An 18,871-nucleotide genomic window follows, 5' to 3' on the forward strand; every position below is an offset into this window, starting at 1 on the left:
CATAACTATGAAAATCGTAATTGCCCCAGACTCTTATAAAGAAAGCCTTTCTGCCACCGAGGTAGCTCAGGCAATAGAAAAAGGATTTCGGGAAATTTTCCCCGATGCGCAATATGTTTCTGTTCCGGTTGCCGATGGCGGCGAAGGAACGGTTGAAGCCATGATTGCCGCGACGCAAGGGAGTGAACATTCAGCGCAAGTAACGGGGCCGCTGGGCGAAAAAGTGAATGCCTGCTGGGGCATGTCTGGAGATGGTAAAACTGCGTTTATCGAAATGGCGGCAGCCAGCGGTCTGGCGTTGGTGCCTCCTGAAAAGCGCAACCCTTTAGTCACTACGTCACGCGGTACCGGAGAGCTGATTTTGCAGGCGCTGGATAGCGGTGCGCAGAGCATCATTATTGGCATCGGCGGCAGTGCGACCAACGACGGTGGCGCGGGTATGGTGCAGGCGCTGGGGGCAAAACTTTGTGACGCCAACGGGACAGAAATTGGCTACGGTGGGGGAAGCCTGATGAGTCTGAACTCCATCGATATCTCGGGTCTGGATCCGCGCTTAAAAACCTGTTCTATTCGCGTGGCCTGCGATGTGACTAATCCACTCATCGGCGATTCTGGCGCTTCGCGCATTTTTGGCCCGCAGAAAGGGGCGACGGAAGAACGCATTCTCGAACTGGACCGTAATCTGTCTCACTATGCCGACATCATTAAAAAATCGCTGCGGGTCGATGTGAAAGATGTGCCAGGCTCCGGTGCGGCAGGCGGAATGGGCGCGGCATTAATGGCTTTTTTAGGCGCCGAGCTACGCAGCGGTATCGAGATTGTGACCCAGGCGCTCAATCTGGAAGAGCATATTCACGACTGTACGCTGGTGGTGACCGGCGAAGGGCGGATCGACAGCCAGAGCATTCACGGCAAAGTGCCGGTAGGCGTGGCGAATGTCGCGAAGAAGTACCACAAGCCGGTTATTGGTATTGGCGGCAGCCTGACGCGCGATGTGGAGATAGTGCATCAATATGGTATCGATGCGGTGTTTAGCGTATTGACCAGCATCAGCACGCTGGAAGAGGCCTTCCGTGGGGCATTTGATAATATTTATCGCGCCTCAAGAAACATCGCTGCCACGTTAGCGATAGGAATGCGCAGTGCGGGGTGACATTGCCCCGCAAACCCTCTATACTGCGCGCCGAAGCTGACCAGACAGTCGCCGCTTCGTCGTCGTCCTCTTCGGGGGAGACGGGCGGAGGGGAGGAAAGTCCGGGCTCCATAGGGCAGGGTGCCAGGTAACGCCTGGGGGGGAAACCCACGACCAGTGCAACAGAGAGCAAACCGCCGATGGCCCACGCAAGTGGGATCAGGTAAGGGTGAAAGGGTGCGGTAAGAGCGCACCGCGCGGCTGGTAACAGTCCGTGGCACGGTAAACTCCACCCGGAGCAAGGCCAAATAGGGGTTCACAAGGTACGGCCCGTACTGAACCCGGGTAGGCTGCTTGAGCCAGTGAGCGATTGCTGGCCTAGATGAATGACTGTCCACGACAGAACCCGGCTTATCGGTCAGCTTCACTCTTTATAAAACCCCGCTTCGGCGGGGTTTTTGCTTTCTGGGTAAGCCAGATGAATGACTGTCCACGACGTTATGCTCAAAAGAACGCGCCTTATCGGTCAGCTTCACTTTTTAATAAAACTCCGCTTCGGCGGGGTTTTTGCTTTCTGGGCAGGTTGCCATGCCTGATGGCGCTGCGCTTATCAGGCCTACTGGGGGAGAGACTGGTTTTGTAGGCCGGATAAGGTGTTTACACCGCCATCCGGCAGAGGTTTTACAGCGAGCATTGAGATTGGTTTTCGAGGATGCAGGCGCTTATTTCCTTCTTATCTAATTTTTATATCCCTATTATTTATGCACCGAATTTCTTTTATCTGAGGGGAATGTGTCGGTGGATATTTCTAATTTTGTGACGACCAACACAAAACACTGTGCGATACGTTTTTATCGAGAATAATCGAACGCAATCGATCGCCATCACAAAATTACTTGCTAATAAATTGCACAAAATCAGTGTTAATATAATGTTGCATATGATAATTGTTTGTGTTTTTTAGATTGAATTTTAATAAATGCAATGTTTCTTTACAAACAAATATGGCGAAAAAATGTGATGCATAACGTTATTTAATAGCCATAATCATTAAAATATAATTAAATTTGATAAGTTGTTTATTAAATTTAAGCGCCATCTTGCCTGATAATTGTTCTGTAATTGATTGAAATATAGCCTTTCATGGTTTTAAAAAATAGTGGAAAAAATGGGGGGGTTATAGCCATAAAAAATCGTTATCCCCCCATCTTTTTTTGACTAAAATCAGGATAAAGTGAGATCGATAATTCATATCTATATGATTATTAAGTGATTTAAATTTCAACGATAGTCTTACAAAATGTAAGTCAAGGGGATTTGTGAGGGGTAGCACATATCCTTGTTCGCTTAATTTGGTACACTTCCTGCCGTCAACAAAGTAATTAACGCAGGTCGATATGAATACTATTACACTCCCTAAAACACAGCACTTAGTGGTCTTTCAGGAAGTCATTAGAAGCGGTTCTATCGGCTCAGCTGCAAAAGAATTAGGTTTAACTCAACCGGCTGTCAGCAAAATCATTAATGATGTAGAGGCTTATTTCGGTATTGAGTTAGTTGTACGTAAAAATACTGGTGTGACATTGACTCAGGCAGGGCAGGTGATGCTCTCATGGTCTGAATCTATTACCCGTGAAATGAAAAACATGGTTGATGAGATGAACAGCATGACGAGCAACGCGGTCGTTGATGTGTCGTTTGGCTTTCCTTCACTGATTGCCTTCACCATCATGTCCGGCATGATTAAAAAATTCAAAGAAGTGTTCCCGAAGGCGCAGGTTTCTATGTATGAAGCTCAGCTCTCCTCCTTCTTACCGGCAATCCGTGACGGACGTCTGGATTTCGCCATCGGTACGCTGAGTGATGAGATGAAACTGCACGATCTGCATGTTGAGCCGCTCTTTGAGTCAGACTTTATCCTGGTTGCCAGCAAGTCCCGAACATGCACCGGCATCACCTCGCTGAGCGCGTTGAAAAACGAACAGTGGGTGTTGCCACAAACGAATATGGGGTACTACAGCGAACTTCTTACCACGTTACAGAATAATGGCATCAGCAGTGAAAACATCGTTAAAACAGACTCTGTCGTTACGATTTATAATCTTGTTCTCAATGCTGATTTCTTAACAGTAATTCCCTGCGATATGACCACACCGTTTGGCTCAAACCAGTTTATTACTATCCCGGTAGAAGAAACCTTACCCGTCGCGCGCTATGCCGCCGTGTGGTCGAAAAATTATCGAATTAAAAAAGCAGCATCTATTTTGGTGGAATTAGCCAAAGAATATTCATCATATAATTGTCGGAGACGAAGGCAATTAATTGAAATTGATTAAAGATTGAATTTGTTTTAACACGAAATAAACGCCATTTGTCTATATCTGACAATGGTCACGGCTATCTATTTACTTTAATACCCAGGTAAGAGGTTCTAATGCACATTACATACGATCTCCCAGTTGCAATTGAAGATATCCTCGAAGCGAAAAAAAGACTTGCGGGGAAAATTTATAAAACGGGAATGCCTCGCTCTAACTATTTTAGTGAACGTTGCAAAGGGGAAATTTTCCTCAAGTTTGAAAACATGCAGCGTACCGGTTCATTTAAAATCCGTGGTGCTTTTAACAAGCTCAGTTCATTAACCGAAGCTGAAAGATGTAAGGGCGTGGTGGCTTGCTCTGCAGGTAACCATGCGCAAGGTGTTTCTCTCTCCTGCGCTATGCTCGGAATCGACGGCAAAGTGGTGATGCCGAAAGGCGCACCGAAGTCTAAAGTAGCGGCAACCTGCGATTATTCCGCAGAAGTTGTACTGCACGGCGACAACTTCAACGACACCATCGCTAAGGTTAGCGAGATTGTGGAAACTGAAGGCCGCATCTTTATTCCACCCTATGATGACCCGAAAGTTATTGCTGGTCAGGGCACTATTGGTCTGGAAATTCTGGAAGATCTGTACGATGTCGATAACGTGATTGTGCCAATTGGCGGTGGTGGATTGATTGCTGGTATTGCGGTGGCAATTAAATCTATTAACCCGACCATTAAAATTATTGGCGTACAATCTGAAAACGTTCACGGCATGGCGGCTTCTTTCCACGCTGGAGAAATAACCACGCACCGAACGACCGGCACCCTGGCGGATGGTTGTGACGTTTCCCGCCCGGGTACTTTAACGTATGAAATTGTTCGTGAGTTGGTGGATGACATTGTCCTGGTCAGCGAAGATGAAATTCGCAACAGCATGGTGGCATTAATTCAGCGAAATAAAGTTGTGACTGAAGGTGCCGGCGCGCTGGCATGCGCAGCATTATTAAGCGGGAAATTAGATAGCTATATCCAGAACAGAAAAACAGTCAGCATTATTTCTGGCGGTAATATCGACCTTTCTCGTGTATCTCAAATTACTGGTTTAGTTGACGCTTAATATACTTCGTTGAGGATAGGATATGAGTACTACTGATAGCATTGTATCCAGCCAGACAAAACAGTCGTCCTGGCGCAAATCGGACACCACCTGGACACTGGGTTTATTTGGTACAGCCATCGGCGCTGGGGTGCTGTTCTTCCCTATCCGCGCAGGTTTTGGCGGACTGATCCCCATTCTGATCATGCTGGTGTTAGCATACCCCATCGCCTTCTATTGCCACCGTGCGCTGGCACGCCTGTGTCTTTCCGGTTCTAACCCTTCCGGTAACATCACAGAAACGGTTGAAGAGCACTTTGGTAAAACGGGCGGCGTGGTTATCACGTTCCTCTACTTCTTTGCGATTTGTCCGCTGCTGTGGATTTATGGCGTCACCATTACCAACACCTTTATGACCTTCTGGGAAAACCAGCTGCAGATGCCCGCGCTGAACCGTGGCTTCGTGGCGCTGTTCCTGCTGCTGCTGATGGCATTCGTCATCTGGTTTGGTAAAGATCTGATGGTTAAAGTGATGAGCTACCTGGTATGGCCGTTCATTGCCAGCCTGGTGCTTATCTCTCTGTCACTGATTCCTTACTGGAACTCTGCGGTTATCGATCAGGTTGATATCAGCAATATCGCCCTGACTGGCCATGACGGCATCCTGGTTACCGTATGGCTGGGTATTTCCATCATGGTGTTCTCTTTCAACTTCTCGCCAATCGTTTCTTCCTTCGTCGTCTCTAAACGCGAAGAGTATGAAAAAGATTACGGTCGCGAATTCACCGAGCAGAAATGTTCTAAAATCATCTCCCGCGCCAGTATGCTGATGGTTGCGGTGGTAATGTTCTTCGCCTTTAGCTGCCTGTTCACGCTCTCTCCGGCAAACATGGCGGATGCGAAAGCGCAAAACATTCCTGTGCTGTCTTACCTGGCAAACCACTTCGCTTCACTGTCCGGTACGAAGTCCACCTTCGCAACTGTTCTGGAGTACGGTGCTTCAATCATCGCCCTGGTTGCTATCTTCAAATCTTTCTTCGGCCACTATCTGGGGACGCTGGAAGGTCTGAACGGTCTGGTGCTGAAGTTTGGTTACAAAGGCGATAAAACGAAAGTTTCTGCCGGCAAACTTAATACCATCAGCATGATCTTCATCATGGGATCCACCTGGGTTGTGGCTTACGCCAACCCGAACATCCTGGACCTGATTGAAGCAATGGGCGCGCCGATTATTGCCTCTCTGCTCTGCCTGCTGCCGATGTATGCCATCCGTAAAGCGCCATCACTGGCGAAATACCGTGGCCGTCTGGATAACGTGTTTGTTACCGTGATTGGTCTGCTGACCATCCTGAACATCGTCTACAAACTGTTTTAATCCTTAAGCTCAGGATGAGCGGAGTAGTGAAATGAATGAGTTTCCGGTAGTACTGGTTATTAACTGTGGTTCGTCTTCCATTAAATTCTCAGTGCTGGATGCAGCAAACTGTGAAGTTTTAATGGCGGGGATCGCAGACGGTATTAACTCTGAAAATGCGTTCATAGCAATTAATGGGGGAGAGCCAGCTAAGCTGGCTCACCACAGCTACGAAGACGCATTAAAAGCAATTGCCGTTGAACTAGAGAAACGTAATTTAATGGACAGTGTGGCCTTAATTGGCCACCGCATTGCCCACGGCGGAAATATCTTTACCGAATCAGCAATTATTACTGACGAAGTTATCGATAATATTCGTCGGGTATCGCCGCTAGCTCCGTTACATAATTATGCGAACCTGAGTGGGATCGAATCTGCTCAGCACCTTTTCCCAGGCGTGCAGCAGGTGGCGGTATTTGATACCAGCTTCCACCAGACGATGGCTCCTGAAGCCTATCTGTACGGTTTACCGTGGAAATATTTTGAGGAGTTGGGCGTTCGTCGTTATGGCTTCCACGGCACGTCGCACCGCTATGTTTCTCAACGGGCGCATGAGCTTCTTGAGCTGCAGAGTGATGACTCCGGTCTGGTTGTGGCGCACCTTGGGAACGGCGCGTCAATCTGTGCGGTACGTAATGGACAGAGCGTTGATACCTCAATGGGCATGACGCCGCTGGAAGGGCTGATGATGGGCACACGCAGCGGCGACGTCGATTTCGGCGCGATGGCGTGGATTGCCAGCGAAACCAACCAGACGCTGAGCGACCTTGAGCGCGTAGTGAATAAAGAGTCCGGTTTACTGGGTATTTCCGGTCTGTCCTCTGACTTACGTACGTTAGAAAAAGCCTGGCACGAAGGACATGAGCGTGCGCAGCTGGCGATTAAAACGTTTGTGCATCGTATTGCACGCCATATCGCCGGACATGCCGCATCGCTGCATCGTCTTGATGGGATTATTTTCACCGGCGGAATTGGTGAAAACTCGGTATTAGTTCGTCGTCTGGTTATTGAACATCTCGCCGTTTTAGGGGTGAATATCGACAGCGAAATGAATAGCCTGCCAAATTCCCATGGCGAAAGAATTATCTCTAATAAAGATGCTCGTGTTATTTGTGCGGTTATTCCCACAAATGAAGAGAAAATGATTGCGCGTGATGCCATTGCCTTAGGCAAAATTAATACACCAGTAGAATTTGCATAATTAAATTTCAGCAGAGAGATTATTTTTCATGAAGGTAAATATCGATACCAGCGATATGCTGTATGCCGAAGCCTGGAATGGCTTTAAAGGTACGGACTGGAAAGAAGAAATTAATGTCCGTGATTTTATTCAGCACAACTATACGCCTTATGAAGGGGATGAATCTTTCCTCGCCGAAGCAACGCCTGCGACCACTGCATTGTGGGAAAAAGTCATGGCGGGCATCCGTATTGAAAACTCGACGCACGCGCCGGTTGATTTCGATACCAATATTGCTACCACGATAACCGCGCATGATGCGGGTTATATTGAACAAGAACTGGAAAAAATCGTCGGTCTGCAAACGGATAAGCCGCTCAAGCGTGCTCTGCATCCGTTTGGCGGCATCAACATGATCAAAAGCTCTTTTGATGCTTATGGTCGTGAGATGGATGCTGATTTTGAATACCAGTTTACTGAACTGCGTAAAACCCATAACCAGGGCGTATTCGATGCCTACTCTCCGGATATGCTGCGCTGCCGTAAATCCGGCGTGCTGACCGGTCTGCCGGATGGTTACGGTCGTGGCCGTATCATCGGTGACTACCGCCGCGTCGCGCTGTACGGTATCCGCTATCTGGTGCGTGAGCGTGAACTGCAGTTTGCCGATCTCCAGTCGAACCTGGAGTGGGGCCAGAATCTTGAAGCCACGATTCGTCTGCGCGAAGAGCTGTCTGAACACCGTCGCGCCCTGCTGCAAATGCAGGAAATGGCGGCGAAATACGGCTGCGATATCTCCCGTCCGGCGCGTAATGCGCAGGAAGCGGTGCAGTGGGTGTACTTTGCTTACCTGGCTGCGGTGAAATCTCAGAACGGTGGCGCTATGTCGCTGGGCCGTACCGCATCGTTCCTCGACATCTACATTGAGCGCGATTTCAAAGCGGGAATTTTAAACGAGCAGCAGGCGCAGGAGCTGATCGACCACTTCATTATGAAGATCCGTATGGTGCGCTTCCTGCGTACGCCGGAATTCGACACCCTGTTCTCAGGCGACCCAATCTGGGCGACCGAAGTTATCGGCGGTATGGGACTGGATGGCCGCACGCTGGTGACCAAAAACTCGTTCCGCTATCTGCATACGCTGCACACCATGGGCCCGGCACCTGAGCCGAACCTGACGGTGCTGTGGTCTGAGCAGCTACCGATAGCCTTCAAAAAGTACGCCGCCCAGGTGTCTATCATCACCTCGTCTTTGCAGTATGAAAACGACGATCTGATGCGTGCCGACTTTGACAGCGATGACTATGCCATTGCCTGCTGCGTCAGCCCGATGGTTATCGGCAAGCAAATGCAGTTCTTCGGGGCGCGTGCCAACCTCGCCAAAACGTTGCTGTATGCAATCAACGGCGGCGTGGATGAGAAGCTGAAAATCCAGGTCGGGCCGAAAACGGCACCGCTGATGGATGACGTGTTGGACTACGACACGGTGATGGAGAGCCTGGACCACTTTATGGACTGGCTGGCCGTGCAGTACATCAGTGCGCTGAACATCATCCACTACATGCACGACAAGTACAGCTACGAAGCTTCGCTGATGGCGCTGCACGATCGTGATGTCTATCGCACGATGGCCTGTGGTATGGCGGGTCTGTCCGTGGCGGCGGATTCTCTGTCGGCTATCAAATACGCTCGCGTGAAACCGATTCGTGATGAAAATGGTCTGGCAGTTGATTTCGAAATCGAAGGCGACTATCCGCAATACGGTAACAACGATGAGCGCGTAGACAGCATTGCCTGCGACCTGGTCGAACGCTTTATGAAGAAAATTAAGGTGTTGCCAACCTACCGTAACGCGGTGCCGACGCAGTCCATTCTGACCATTACCTCCAACGTGGTGTACGGACAGAAAACCGGTAACACGCCGGACGGACGTCGCGCAGGTACGCCGTTTGCGCCAGGGGCGAACCCGATGCACGGCCGCGATCGTAAAGGTGCGGTGGCGTCGTTAACCTCGGTTGCCAAACTGCCGTTCACCTATGCCAAAGACGGTATCTCGTACACCTTCTCCATTGTTCCGGCAGCGCTGGGCAAAGAGGATGGGGTGCGTAAAACCAACCTGGTCGGTCTGCTGGACGGTTACTTCCACCATGAAGCGCATGTGGAAGGCGGGCAGCATCTGAACGTTAACGTTATGAACCGTGAAATGTTGATGGATGCCATTGAGCACCCGGAAAACTATCCGAACCTGACGATCCGCGTGTCTGGCTATGCGGTGCGCTTCAACGCGCTGACCCGCGAACAGCAGCAGGATGTTATTTCACGTACTTTCACCCAGGCGCTCTGACGCCGGAGGGACTATGAGAAAAGTAATTGCAACCGAATGTGCGCCAGGGGCGATTGGGCCTTACGTACAGGGTGTGGATCTGGGCAGCATGGTGTTGACGTCAGGTCAAATCCCGGTGTGTCCACAGACCGGTGAAGTGGCTGAAAACGTGGCCGATCAGGCGCGTCAAAGCCTGGAAAACGTGAAAGCGATCGTCGAGTCCGCAGGTTTGAAAGTGAGCGATATCGTGAAGACGACCGTTTTCGTTTCTGACCTGAACGACTTCGCCACCATTAATCAGGTGTACCAGCAGTTCTTTGATGAGCATAAGGCAATCTACCCCACGCGCAGCTGCGTGCAGGTCGCCCGCTTACCAAAGGATGTGAAACTGGAGATTGAAGCCATCGCCGTACGTGGCGACACGCTGTAATCCCTTGCGGGGCGATCTCAGGATCGCCCCGATCCTTAATGAGTGTGAAACCTGGTCTTCACTGAACGGCAATCCGAGGGTGTGGATATGATTAGCGCATTCGATATTTTTAAGATTGGCATTGGACCTTCCAGCTCCCATACCGTGGGGCCAATGAACGCAGGTAAAAGCTTTATCGATCTGTTGGTCAGCAGCGGGGAACTCCCCAAGGCTACGCATATTGTGGTCGATCTTTATGGATCACTTTCCCTGACCGGAAAAGGTCATGCGACAGATGTCGCCATCATGATGGGACTGGCCGGTAACAGTCCGCAAAACGTTAATATAGATTCTATCGCTGGTTTTACTCAGGAAGTGGCCCGTACCGGACGTTTACCGGTTGCAGAGGGCACGCATATTGTCGATTTCTCCCCAGACAAAAATATCCTCTTTCACGCCGAAACGCTGCCGCGCCATGAAAATGGCATGCGTATCACCGCATGGAACGGTACCGAGACGCTATTAAGCAAAACCTATTACTCCGTCGGCGGTGGTTTTATCGTTGAAGAGGAACAATTTGGTCAGGCGCATGATGTTGAAGCACACGTGCCCTACAATTTTCATTCCGCCAGCGAACTGCTGAAACTGTGCGAGCGCAACGGGCTATCCGTTTCCGGTCTGATGATGCAGAACGAACTGGCGATGCGTAGCAAAGAAGAAATCGATGCTGGTTTTGCCGCCATCTGGGACGTCATGCATGCCGGAATTGAGCGCGGCATGAACACCGAAGGCGTCCTGCCTGGCCCGCTTAACGTCCCGCGCCGCGCTGTGGCATTACGCCGGTTGCTGGTTTCCAGCGATAACCTGTCCAGCGACCCGATGAACGTTATTGACTGGATCAACATGTTTGCGCTGGCCGTGAGCGAAGAAAACGCCGCCGGATGCCGGGTTGTGACGGCACCGACCAACGGCGCATGTGGAATTATCCCTGCCGTATTGGCCTATTACGACAAGTTCCGCCGTCCGGTGAATGCAAACTCCATTGCCCGTTACTTGCTGGCCGCGGGGGCGATAGGGGCGCTGTATAAGATGAACGCCTCTATTTCTGGTGCCGAAGTCGGCTGTCAGGGTGAAATTGGCGTAGCCTGTTCAATGGCGGCAGCCGGGCTGACCGAGTTGCTCGGCGGTAGTCCGTCGCAGGTTTGTATTGCGGCGGAAATTGCCATGGAGCATAACCTGGGGCTGACCTGCGATCCGGTTGCTGGACAGGTGCAAATACCGTGTATTGAACGTAATGCGATCAACGCGGTAAAAGCCGTCAACGCCGCGCGTATGGCGCTACGTCGCACATCTGAGCCACGCGTTTCGCTCGATAAAGTGATCGAGACCATGTATGAAACGGGCAAAGATATGAACGACAAATACCGCGAAACGTCACGCGGTGGTCTGGCGATTAAAGTGGTCTGTACCTGAGATGAAAGGGTGCGTTTGTAGGCCGGATAAGGCGTAAGCACCGCCGCCTCCCTTGCATCCCAGGCTCCCGGCGGGAAAATCGTCGCTGCGCGAGCTATTCGTCTTATTCCGTCTGCCTGTCGGGTCGGGGCCGAGCCTGCATCCATGCAGGCCGTCCCCTCTGCCCGCATCCCTGCGGGCAGTCCCGGTCAGCCGTCAACGCCTCATCGATTTTCAGCCGGACCGGGGTCATCGCTTCAACCCTCTGACTTCCAGTTAAATCTGTTTTGCTGTTTTAACAAAAAACGCAGAAGGTGAGGTGTTAACTGATCAGCATTAGCACTTTGGTGTGCATTTTTTGTTGTGATCTGCTTCAAAAATAGAATTTAAATCCTATATATGCATATAAAAGAGAAAATATTTCTTAACTTTTAGAAATTACAGGGGTTTGTTTGTGAAGTTTTTCTCTGATCCTGCGCGTATGATTTCTTCATTACTCCAATAGCTCACCTGCACCTAAGTACTGCGTATCGCATTGATGCAGTACGAAAAAAATATAAAAACCTCTACCTACACATTAAGCGGGAAATTATGGAAACGGCAACGAATAGTAGCGTAATACTCGACGCATCTGCTCCGGCACGTCGGGCGGGAATGACCGAAAGCGAATGGCGTGAAGCCATTAAGTTCGACAGCACGGACACCGGCTGGGTCATTATGAGTATCGGTATGGCAATTGGCGCGGGGATTGTTTTTCTTCCTGTCCAGGTTGGATTGATGGGGCTGTGGGTGTTCTTGCTCTCCTCTATCATCGGCTACCCTGCCATGTACCTGTTCCAGCGCCTGTTTATCAACACGCTGGCTGAGTCCCCAGAGTGTAAAGACTACCCGAGCGTGATCAGCGGCTATCTGGGTAAGAACTGGGGCATCCTGTTAGGTGCGTTGTATTTTGTGATGCTGGTTATCTGGATGTTCGTTTATTCCACCGCCATCACCAATGACAGCGCCTCCTATCTGCACACGTTTGGTGTGACGGAAGGTTTACTGTCCGACAGCCCGTTCTATGGCCTGGTACTGATTTGCATCCTGGTGGCTATCTCGTCACGCGGGGAACAAATGCTGTTTAAAATCTCCACCGGCATGGTAATGACCAAGCTGCTGGTTGTGGCAGCGCTTGGCGTGTCGATGGTAGGGATGTGGCATCTGCATAACGCGGGTTCACTGCCGCCGATGGCGCTGCTGATCAAAAATGCGATCATCACTCTGCCGTTTACGCTGACCTCGATTCTGTTTATTCAGACCTTAAGCCCGATGGTTATCTCATACCGTTCACGCAACAAATCCATCGAAGTGGCGCGCCATAAAGCCCTGCGTGCCATGAACATCGCGTTCGGTATTCTGTTTGTTACCGTCTTTTTCTACGCCGTTTCCTTCACGTTGGCGATGGGCCACGACGAAGCGGTTAAAGCTTATGAGCAGAACATTTCCGCTCTGGCGATTGCCGCGCAATTTATCAATGGTGCGGGTGCTGGCTGGGTGAAAATCGTCAGCGTTATTCTGAACATTTTCGCCGTTATGACCGCTTTCTTCGGTGTCTACTTAGGTTTCCGTGAAGCGACTCAAGGGATCGTGATGAACATTCTGCGCCGCTATATGCCGGCTGAGAAAATCAACGAAACCTTTGTTCAGCGCGGCATTATGATTTTTGCCATCCTGCTGGCCTGGAGCGCAATTGTGCTCAACGCGCCGGTGCTGAGCTTCACCTCTATTTGTAGCCCTATCTTCGGCATGGTGGGTTGTCTGATCCCGGCCTGGCTGGTCTACAAAGTTCCTGCACTGCACAAATACAAAGGCGCTTCCCTGTATCTGATTATTTTCACGGGCCTGCTGTTGTGCGTTTCTCCGTTCCTGGCATTTTCCTGAGATATTTGAGCAAAGGTTGTTGTTATGTTTGAGACTACATTGAATCCATTATGGGATAGTTTTATCCGCGCGGTGCAGGAAGAAGTTAAGCCTGCGTTGGGCTGTACAGAACCTATCTCTCTGGCTCTGGCGGCGGCGGTTGCATCCTCTGAGCTGGACGGCGCGGTTGAACGCATTGACGCGTGGGTCTCACCGAACCTGATGAAAAACGGCATGGGCGTTACCGTGCCGGGTACCGGAATGGTCGGGTTACCTGTCGCGGCGGCGCTGGGTGCGCTGGGGGGAAATGCCCGTGCCGGTTTAGAGGTACTGAAAGATGCGTCACCACAAGCGATCGCCGATGCGAAAGCGATGCTGAGCGCTGGCAAGGTTGCGGTGATGCTGCAGGAGCCTTGCGAGGACATCCTCTTTTCCCGCGCGAAGGTTTACAGCGCTGAAGGATGGGCGTGCGTGACGATTGTGGGCGGTCATACCAACATTGTGCACATCGAGACCAATAAGGGCGTAGTGTTCACCACAGAACAGAATGCTCAGGAAGAGGAACAGGAGTCGCCGCTGGCGGTACTGTCTCACACCTCGCTGGAAGAGATTCTGGCGTTCGTGAATGCGGTACCGTTTGAGTCAATCCGCTTCATTCTCGATGCGGCAAAACTGAACGGTGCGCTGTCTCAGGAAGGGCTGCGCGGTAACTGGGGTTTGCACATCGGAACCACGCTTGAGAAGCAGTGTGCGCGTGGCCTGCTGGCGAATGATCTCTCCACCTCTATTCTGATCCGCACCAGTGCGGCATCGGATGCGCGAATGGGCGGGGCGACGCTGCCGGCCATGAGCAACTCCGGCTCCGGTAATCAGGGCATTACCGCGACTGTTCCGGTGATGGTGGTGGCTGAGCACTTTGGCGCGGATGAGGAGAAACTGGCACGTGCGCTAATGTTGTCTCATCTGAGCGCTATCTACATCCATCATCAGCTTCCGCGTTTGTCTGCACTGTGTGCGGCAACCACTGCGGCGATGGGGGCAGCTGCGGGGATGGCATGGATCGTAGATGGTCGCTACAACACCATCGCGATGGCGATCAGCAGCATGATTGGCGACGTGAGCGGAATGATTTGCGATGGCGCTTCAAACAGCTGCGCGATGAAAGTCTCAACCAGTGCTTCCGCGGCGTGGAAAGCGGTACTGATGGCGCTGGATGATACTGCTGTAACCGGCAATGAAGGGATTGTGGCACATAACGTGGAGCAATCTATCGCTAACCTGTGTGCGCTGGCGTGTCGTTCAATGCAGGAAACCGACAAGCAGATTATTGAGATCATGGCCAGTAAGGCACATTAATCTGTAGGCCGGGTAAGGCGTTGCCGCCACCCGGCATAAGTCTAAGCCGCCTGTTCAGGCGGCTTCTTCGTCTTCCAGCCGTAGTTCGGCATCGGCCACAATCGCTTCCAGCTCTGTCAGCATTTCTTCATAGCCGAAGGTAACTGTTTCCTGTTTTTTCGGCTCAACCTGAGGCTGGCGTTTTTTTGATGATTTCTTGCTCAATAGTCGTACTCCATTGTTTTCCCTGACTATACGGGCAAATCTATCAGCAAAGCGCGCAGCGGGGTATCGGCGACTAACGTTATGTTAGTTTCGTCACGAATAAATGCCCCATCGCCACAGGTGAGCGCTTCTTTTTCGGCGCCAGACGTCACCGCATGGAATCTGCCGTGAATCGACTGTAAATAAGCACGTGGCCCATGTAACTGAAAACTCAACGATTCACCTTGCTGTAGCTCAACGTGGTGTACCCATACCTGTTGGCGCAGATGCAGGCTGCCTTGTTCACCGTCCGGTGAGGCCAGCAACTGATGCTTACCGGTGCTCAGCATGGCTTTCTGTACACAGGCGTTTTCACGCTGCGGGCAGGCGTCCAGCCAGAGCTGCATCCGGGTTAACGGTTTGTCTTTGCTGATATTGTGTTCGCTATAGCTAATCCCGGGCTGTGTCGCGAGCAGCAAAACTTCACCTGCTTTGGCCTTGATATGGTTGCCTTCGCTGTCTCGGTACTCCGCTTCCCCTTCGAGGATCAGATTGACGATATCCACCTTCGGATAGGTCCGTGGCTGGAAAGAGGCCCCCGGTGCCAGAACTTCCTGGTTCAGAACACGCAGCGAGGCATAACCCAGCAGTTTAGGATCAAAATAGTGTCCAAAGGAGAAGGTATAACGGGCCTGCAGCCAGCCGTAGTCTGCTTGCCCGCATTGTTTGGCTGTACGGGTAGTAATCATAGTTCTTGACCTCTCTTTACTTCCTTTTATGTTAAATGGCTAGACGCTGCATTGTTAGCCAGATATTCTGCCCGGTATGTTCAAATTTCCTGAATGAGAACGAGATGGCCAAAGAAAGGGCTTTAACGCTTGAAGCGTTACGCGTCATGGACGCAATAGACAGACGCGGTAGTTTTGCTGCTGCGGCAGACGAACTGGGACGTGTTCCTTCCGCACTTAGCTATACCATGCAGAAGCTGGAGGAAGAGCTGGACGTGGTGCTGTTTGACCGCTCAGGGCACCGCACAAAATTCACTAACGTTGGGCGTATGTTGCTGGAGCGCGGGCGCGTACTGCTGGAAGCTGCGGATAAACTGACTACCGATGCCGAAGCATTGGCTCGCGGTTGGGAAACGCATCTGACTATCGTTACCGAAGCGCTGGTGCCGACGGCGGCGTTTTTCCCGCTGATCGACAGGCTTGCCGGGAAGGCCAATACCCAGCTTTCCGTTATTACCGAAGTTCTGGCCGGGGCGTGGGAGCGTCTTGAGCAGGGGCGGGCGGATATCGTGATTGCGCCGGATATGCATTTTCGCTCATCCTCAGAAATCAACTCGCGCAAGCTGTACTCGCTGATGAACGTCTATGTAGCGGCCCCGGATCATCCCATTCATCAGGAGCCGGAACCGTTATCGGAAGTCACCCGCGTTAAATACCGTGGGATCGCGGTGGCGGATACCGCCCGTGAACGTCCGGTGCTGACGGTTCAACTGTTGGATAAGCAGCCGCGTCTGACGGTGAGTACGATAGAAGATAAACGTCAGGCGCTGTTGGCAGGACTTGGCGTGGCGACGATGCCGTACCCACTGGTGGAAGAGGATATTGCGGCTGGTCGGCTGCGGGTCGTTAGTCCGGAATCGACAAGCGAGATAGATATTATTATGGCCTGGCGTCGTGACAGCATGGGCGAGGCGAAATCCTGGTGTCTGCGGGAAATCCCCAAGCTGTTTGCGGGTAAATAGCCTGACTGTTACGCCGGATGCGGTGCGAAGCACCTTATCCGGCCTGGAAGACGGAGTATGTTGTAGGCCTGATAAGCGCAGCGCCATCAGGCATCTACATATGCTACGTCAGGATAACTGTTTGGGATCGGGCCCGAAGCGGTTACTCCCCTGAGTACCGTTTTGACAGTTGAAAATGATGATCACCAGCCAGCCTACGATCGGGATCAGCAGCACCAGTAGCCACCAGGCTGAACGATCGGTGTCATGTAAACGCCGGAACTGTACCGCCCACCACGGAATAAAGACCAGAACCCCGTAAATCGTCGTTAATATGCCTTCTCCACCGGCGCGCTCCCAGCCAAACATTCTGTCCAGAATACCCAGCACGAATGTGAAGATGATGTTGACCAGCACAAACATCCAGTATTCTTTACGACGTGCGCGGCCACCAAAACCAAAGTAATTCTTTAATACGTTTAAATACCAATCCATTTTTGCCTCGTTCTGCATTCAATTACTTGTTTTTAAAGTAATCAAATTAAGAATAGCTGTGAATGAAATGATGGTAAATATTTGTGGTGTTAATTATTTGGTCCTCTGATGGGTAATACTTATCAGTGAACGCCTCAGTTTCAGAAAGTATCAACCTGTGTTGGCGGGAGTAATGAATATGCGCTCTCAGAGAAAGGGTTCCGTTCACCTTATGTTCATCGCTTCTCTTAAGCATTGGTTCATGTGAACGTGTAAAGGGCGTTCTCCGCCACGCCCTTTACAATCCCGGCTCCCGGCGGGAAAATTGCCACTTCGTGGTTCCCTCCGCTTTTTCCTTCAGGCTTTCGGGCCGGGCGCGATGTAACGTCCCTGTAAAGCGCGCCCTGAACCCGCATCCCTGCGGGTTCTCCCGGCCTTACGGAAACACGTCGGCAATTTTCAGCCGGACCAGCCACGCCTAACCACCGGTATTTTTATATGAATATGTCTGAACAGCATAAGAGATTTAACTGAAAGTCAGAGAGTTGAAGCGATGACCCATGTCCGGCTGAAAATCGATGAGTCGTTGACGGCTGACCGGGTCTGCCCGCAGGGATGCGGGCAGAGGGGACGTCCTGCAAGGATGCAGGCTCGGCCCCGACCCGACAGGCAGACGGCATAAGACGAATGAATCGCGTAGCGACGATTTTCCCGCCGGGAGCCTGGGTTGCAAGGGAGGCGGCGGTGAGCCTCCCTTGCACGTTCACGGGTAACGGCGTTTCAGAGAAATGACACAGCTGAGGTGAACGGAACCCTGAGCAAAAATCACATGTTCGCCATACATGCTTAACTAATCGGCCTAACCCCAAAGTGGACCCGTGTAAATCATGCGAAACGCTCGTCACGCCCATGAGGTTCGTTGAGGTCCTGCCACGGCCCAACAGAAATAATGCCGGTCGGGTTAATGGTTTTGTGGCTACGGAAGTAGTGATTGCGGATATGATCGAAATTGACGGTTTCCGCAATACCCGGCATCTGGTAGATATCACGCAGGAAACCGTACAGGTTCAGATAGTCGCTAATCCGGTGTTTGTCGCACTTGAAGTGGGTGACATACACGGGATCAAAGCGTACCAGCGTGGTCCACAGGCGAATGTCGGCCTCGGTTAACTGGTCGCCGGTCAGGTAGCGATGTTGCCCAAGGATCTGCTCCAGTCGTGCCAGAGATTGAAAGACGTTATCCACGGCGTCGTCGTAGGCTTCCTGACTGGTGGCAAATCCGGCTTTATACACGCCGTTATTAACGTTGTCATAAATCCAGCCGTTCAGCTCGTCGATTTTGCTTTGCAGGGCTGGGGGATAGTAATCTCCGGCTTTGGCGCCCAGCGCATCAAACGCGGTGTTAAACATGCGGATGATTTCTGCAGATTCGTTGCTGACAATGGTGTGGTTCTTTTTATCCCACAGCACCGGAACGGTGACCCGACCACTGTAGTGCGGATCGGCGTGTAAATAGAGCTGATAAAGAAATTCGTGTTGATACAGGGTATCGCCGGTTGCCGCCGGGAAGTTATCGTCAAAGGTCCAGCCGTTTTCCAGCATCAGCGGATGCACAACAGAAACGGAAATAAACGGTTCCAGCCCTTTGAGTTTGCGCAAAATCAGCGTGCGATGCGCCCACGGACAGGCCAGAGAAACGTACAGATGATAGCGGTCTTTTTCGGCAGCAAAGCCACCTTCACCGGTCGGGCCAGGCGCGCCATCCGCGGTGAGCCAGTTACGGAAAGCCGATGCAGAACGTTGAAATTTTCCACCGGTTGATTTGGTGTCGTACCAGGTGTCATGCCAGACGCCGTCAATCAGTTGTCCCATGATTTTCGCCTCCTCAGATAGCAAAAGCGAGGAGATATCTCC

The 18,871-nt window shown here is 51.4% G+C and carries 15 protein-coding genes and 1 other RNA gene; 12 read left to right on the forward strand and 4 right to left on the reverse strand.

What is annotated here, in order from left to right:
* Positions 1–7 precede the first annotated feature (7 nt).
* The 11 genes from garK (at position 8) to OGX96_RS04260 (ending at position 14,571) form a co-directional block, all read left to right on the forward strand.
* Entirely contained in the window at positions 8–1,153 is a 1,146-nt protein-coding gene (gene garK, locus OGX96_RS04210) for a glycerate 2-kinase (protein ID WP_032941740.1), read from the forward strand.
* Between the two features lie 32 nt (positions 1,154–1,185).
* Positions 1,186–1,562, forward strand: an RNA gene (rnpB, locus tag OGX96_RS04215) — RNase P RNA component class A.
* A gap of 967 nt (positions 1,563–2,529) precedes the next feature.
* The gene (gene tdcA, locus OGX96_RS04220; protein WP_003828596.1) at positions 2,530–3,468 is read left to right on the forward strand and encodes a transcriptional regulator TdcA; all 939 of its coding nucleotides are present in this window, start codon (positions 2,530–2,532) and stop codon (positions 3,466–3,468) included.
* A gap of 98 nt (positions 3,469–3,566) precedes the next feature.
* Positions 3,567–4,556 carry a bifunctional threonine ammonia-lyase/L-serine ammonia-lyase TdcB gene (gene tdcB / locus OGX96_RS04225; protein WP_003828594.1) on the forward strand — a complete coding sequence of 330 codons (990 nt, stop codon included), beginning with the start codon at positions 3,567–3,569 and terminating at the stop codon, positions 4,554–4,556.
* Positions 4,557–4,578: 22 nt separating this feature from the next.
* Entirely contained in the window at positions 4,579–5,910 is a 1,332-nt protein-coding gene (tdcC, locus tag OGX96_RS04230; RefSeq protein WP_008785886.1) for a threonine/serine transporter TdcC, read from the forward strand.
* 31 nt (positions 5,911–5,941) lie between these two features.
* Positions 5,942–7,150: a propionate kinase gene (tdcD, locus tag OGX96_RS04235; RefSeq protein ID WP_286582300.1), complete on the forward strand. Its 1,209-nt coding sequence runs from the start codon at positions 5,942–5,944 to the stop codon at positions 7,148–7,150.
* Between the two features lie 28 nt (positions 7,151–7,178).
* Positions 7,179–9,473 (forward strand): formate C-acetyltransferase, encoded by a 2,295-nt coding sequence (gene pflB, locus OGX96_RS04240; RefSeq protein WP_043017750.1) that lies wholly within the window; start codon positions 7,179–7,181, stop codon positions 9,471–9,473.
* A gap of 13 nt (positions 9,474–9,486) precedes the next feature.
* On the forward strand, positions 9,487–9,882 hold the full coding sequence (locus tag OGX96_RS04245) for an enamine/imine deaminase (RefSeq protein WP_003828585.1): 396 nt from the start codon (positions 9,487–9,489) through the stop codon (positions 9,880–9,882).
* Between the two features lie 87 nt (positions 9,883–9,969).
* On the forward strand, positions 9,970–11,334 hold the full coding sequence (gene tdcG / locus OGX96_RS04250; RefSeq protein WP_008785882.1) for an L-serine ammonia-lyase: 1,365 nt from the start codon (positions 9,970–9,972) through the stop codon (positions 11,332–11,334).
* A 570-nt stretch (positions 11,335–11,904) separates the two neighbouring features.
* The gene (locus OGX96_RS04255; RefSeq protein ID WP_020996346.1) at positions 11,905–13,236 is read left to right on the forward strand and encodes an SLC5/6 family protein; all 1,332 of its coding nucleotides are present in this window, start codon (positions 11,905–11,907) and stop codon (positions 13,234–13,236) included.
* A 24-nt stretch (positions 13,237–13,260) separates the two neighbouring features.
* A complete protein-coding gene (locus OGX96_RS04260) occupies positions 13,261–14,571 on the forward strand; it encodes an L-cysteine desulfidase family protein (RefSeq protein WP_008785880.1) in 1,311 nt (436 codons plus the stop codon).
* A gap of 54 nt (positions 14,572–14,625) precedes the next feature.
* On the opposite strand, the gene OGX96_RS04265 is transcribed toward OGX96_RS04260, so the two are convergent.
* On the reverse strand, positions 14,626–14,775 hold the full coding sequence (locus OGX96_RS04265) for a protein YhaL (protein WP_003828578.1): 150 nt from the start codon (positions 14,773–14,775) through the stop codon (positions 14,626–14,628).
* 26 nt (positions 14,776–14,801) lie between these two features.
* On the reverse strand, positions 14,802–15,503 hold the full coding sequence (locus tag OGX96_RS04270) for a pirin family protein (protein ID WP_057067547.1): 702 nt from the start codon (positions 15,501–15,503) through the stop codon (positions 14,802–14,804).
* Positions 15,504–15,607: 104 nt separating this feature from the next.
* Here OGX96_RS04270 and yhaJ point away from each other — a divergent pair, with 104 nt between their 5' ends.
* Positions 15,608–16,504: a DNA-binding transcriptional regulator YhaJ gene (gene yhaJ / locus OGX96_RS04275; protein WP_003024855.1), complete on the forward strand. Its 897-nt coding sequence runs from the start codon at positions 15,608–15,610 to the stop codon at positions 16,502–16,504.
* Positions 16,505–16,612: 108 nt separating this feature from the next.
* Here the strand turns inward: yhaJ and OGX96_RS04280 are convergent, their stop codons facing one another.
* Positions 16,613–16,978 (reverse strand): DUF805 domain-containing protein, encoded by a 366-nt coding sequence (locus OGX96_RS04280; RefSeq protein WP_008785879.1) that lies wholly within the window; start codon positions 16,976–16,978, stop codon positions 16,613–16,615.
* Between the two features lie 864 nt (positions 16,979–17,842).
* A complete protein-coding gene (gene yqjG, locus OGX96_RS04285) occupies positions 17,843–18,829 on the reverse strand; it encodes a glutathionyl-hydroquinone reductase YqjG (protein WP_008785878.1) in 987 nt (328 codons plus the stop codon).
* Between the last annotated feature and the right edge of the window lie 42 nt (positions 18,830–18,871).

Source organism: Citrobacter sp. Cpo100 (genome assembly GCF_030332595.1).
GTDB classification, from domain to species: Bacteria; Pseudomonadota; Gammaproteobacteria; order Enterobacterales; family Enterobacteriaceae; genus Citrobacter; species Citrobacter portucalensis.

Bases quoted from the DNA above. Each gene is read 5' to 3' on its own strand.
- pflB (WP_043017750.1), top strand. From the start codon at position 7,179: ATGAAGGTAAATATCGATACCAGCGATATGCTGTATGCCGAAGCCTGG.
- OGX96_RS04270 (WP_057067547.1), bottom strand. From the start codon at position 15,503: ATGATTACTACCCGTACAGCCAAACAATGCGGGCAAGCAGACTACGGC.
- OGX96_RS04245 (WP_003828585.1), top strand. From the start codon at position 9,487: ATGAGAAAAGTAATTGCAACCGAATGTGCGCCAGGGGCGATTGGGCCT.
- tdcD (WP_286582300.1), top strand. From the start codon at position 5,942: ATGAATGAGTTTCCGGTAGTACTGGTTATTAACTGTGGTTCGTCTTCC.
- yhaJ (WP_003024855.1), top strand. From the start codon at position 15,608: ATGGCCAAAGAAAGGGCTTTAACGCTTGAAGCGTTACGCGTCATGGAC.
- tdcB (WP_003828594.1), top strand. From the start codon at position 3,567: ATGCACATTACATACGATCTCCCAGTTGCAATTGAAGATATCCTCGAA.
- tdcG (WP_008785882.1), top strand. From the start codon at position 9,970: ATGATTAGCGCATTCGATATTTTTAAGATTGGCATTGGACCTTCCAGC.
- tdcA (WP_003828596.1), top strand. From the start codon at position 2,530: ATGAATACTATTACACTCCCTAAAACACAGCACTTAGTGGTCTTTCAG.
- OGX96_RS04255 (WP_020996346.1), top strand. From the start codon at position 11,905: ATGGAAACGGCAACGAATAGTAGCGTAATACTCGACGCATCTGCTCCG.
- tdcC (WP_008785886.1), top strand. From the start codon at position 4,579: ATGAGTACTACTGATAGCATTGTATCCAGCCAGACAAAACAGTCGTCC.
- garK (WP_032941740.1), top strand. From the start codon at position 8: ATGAAAATCGTAATTGCCCCAGACTCTTATAAAGAAAGCCTTTCTGCC.
- OGX96_RS04260 (WP_008785880.1), top strand. From the start codon at position 13,261: ATGTTTGAGACTACATTGAATCCATTATGGGATAGTTTTATCCGCGCG.
- OGX96_RS04280 (WP_008785879.1), bottom strand. From the start codon at position 16,978: ATGGATTGGTATTTAAACGTATTAAAGAATTACTTTGGTTTTGGTGGC.
- yqjG (WP_008785878.1), bottom strand. From the start codon at position 18,829: ATGGGACAACTGATTGACGGCGTCTGGCATGACACCTGGTACGACACC.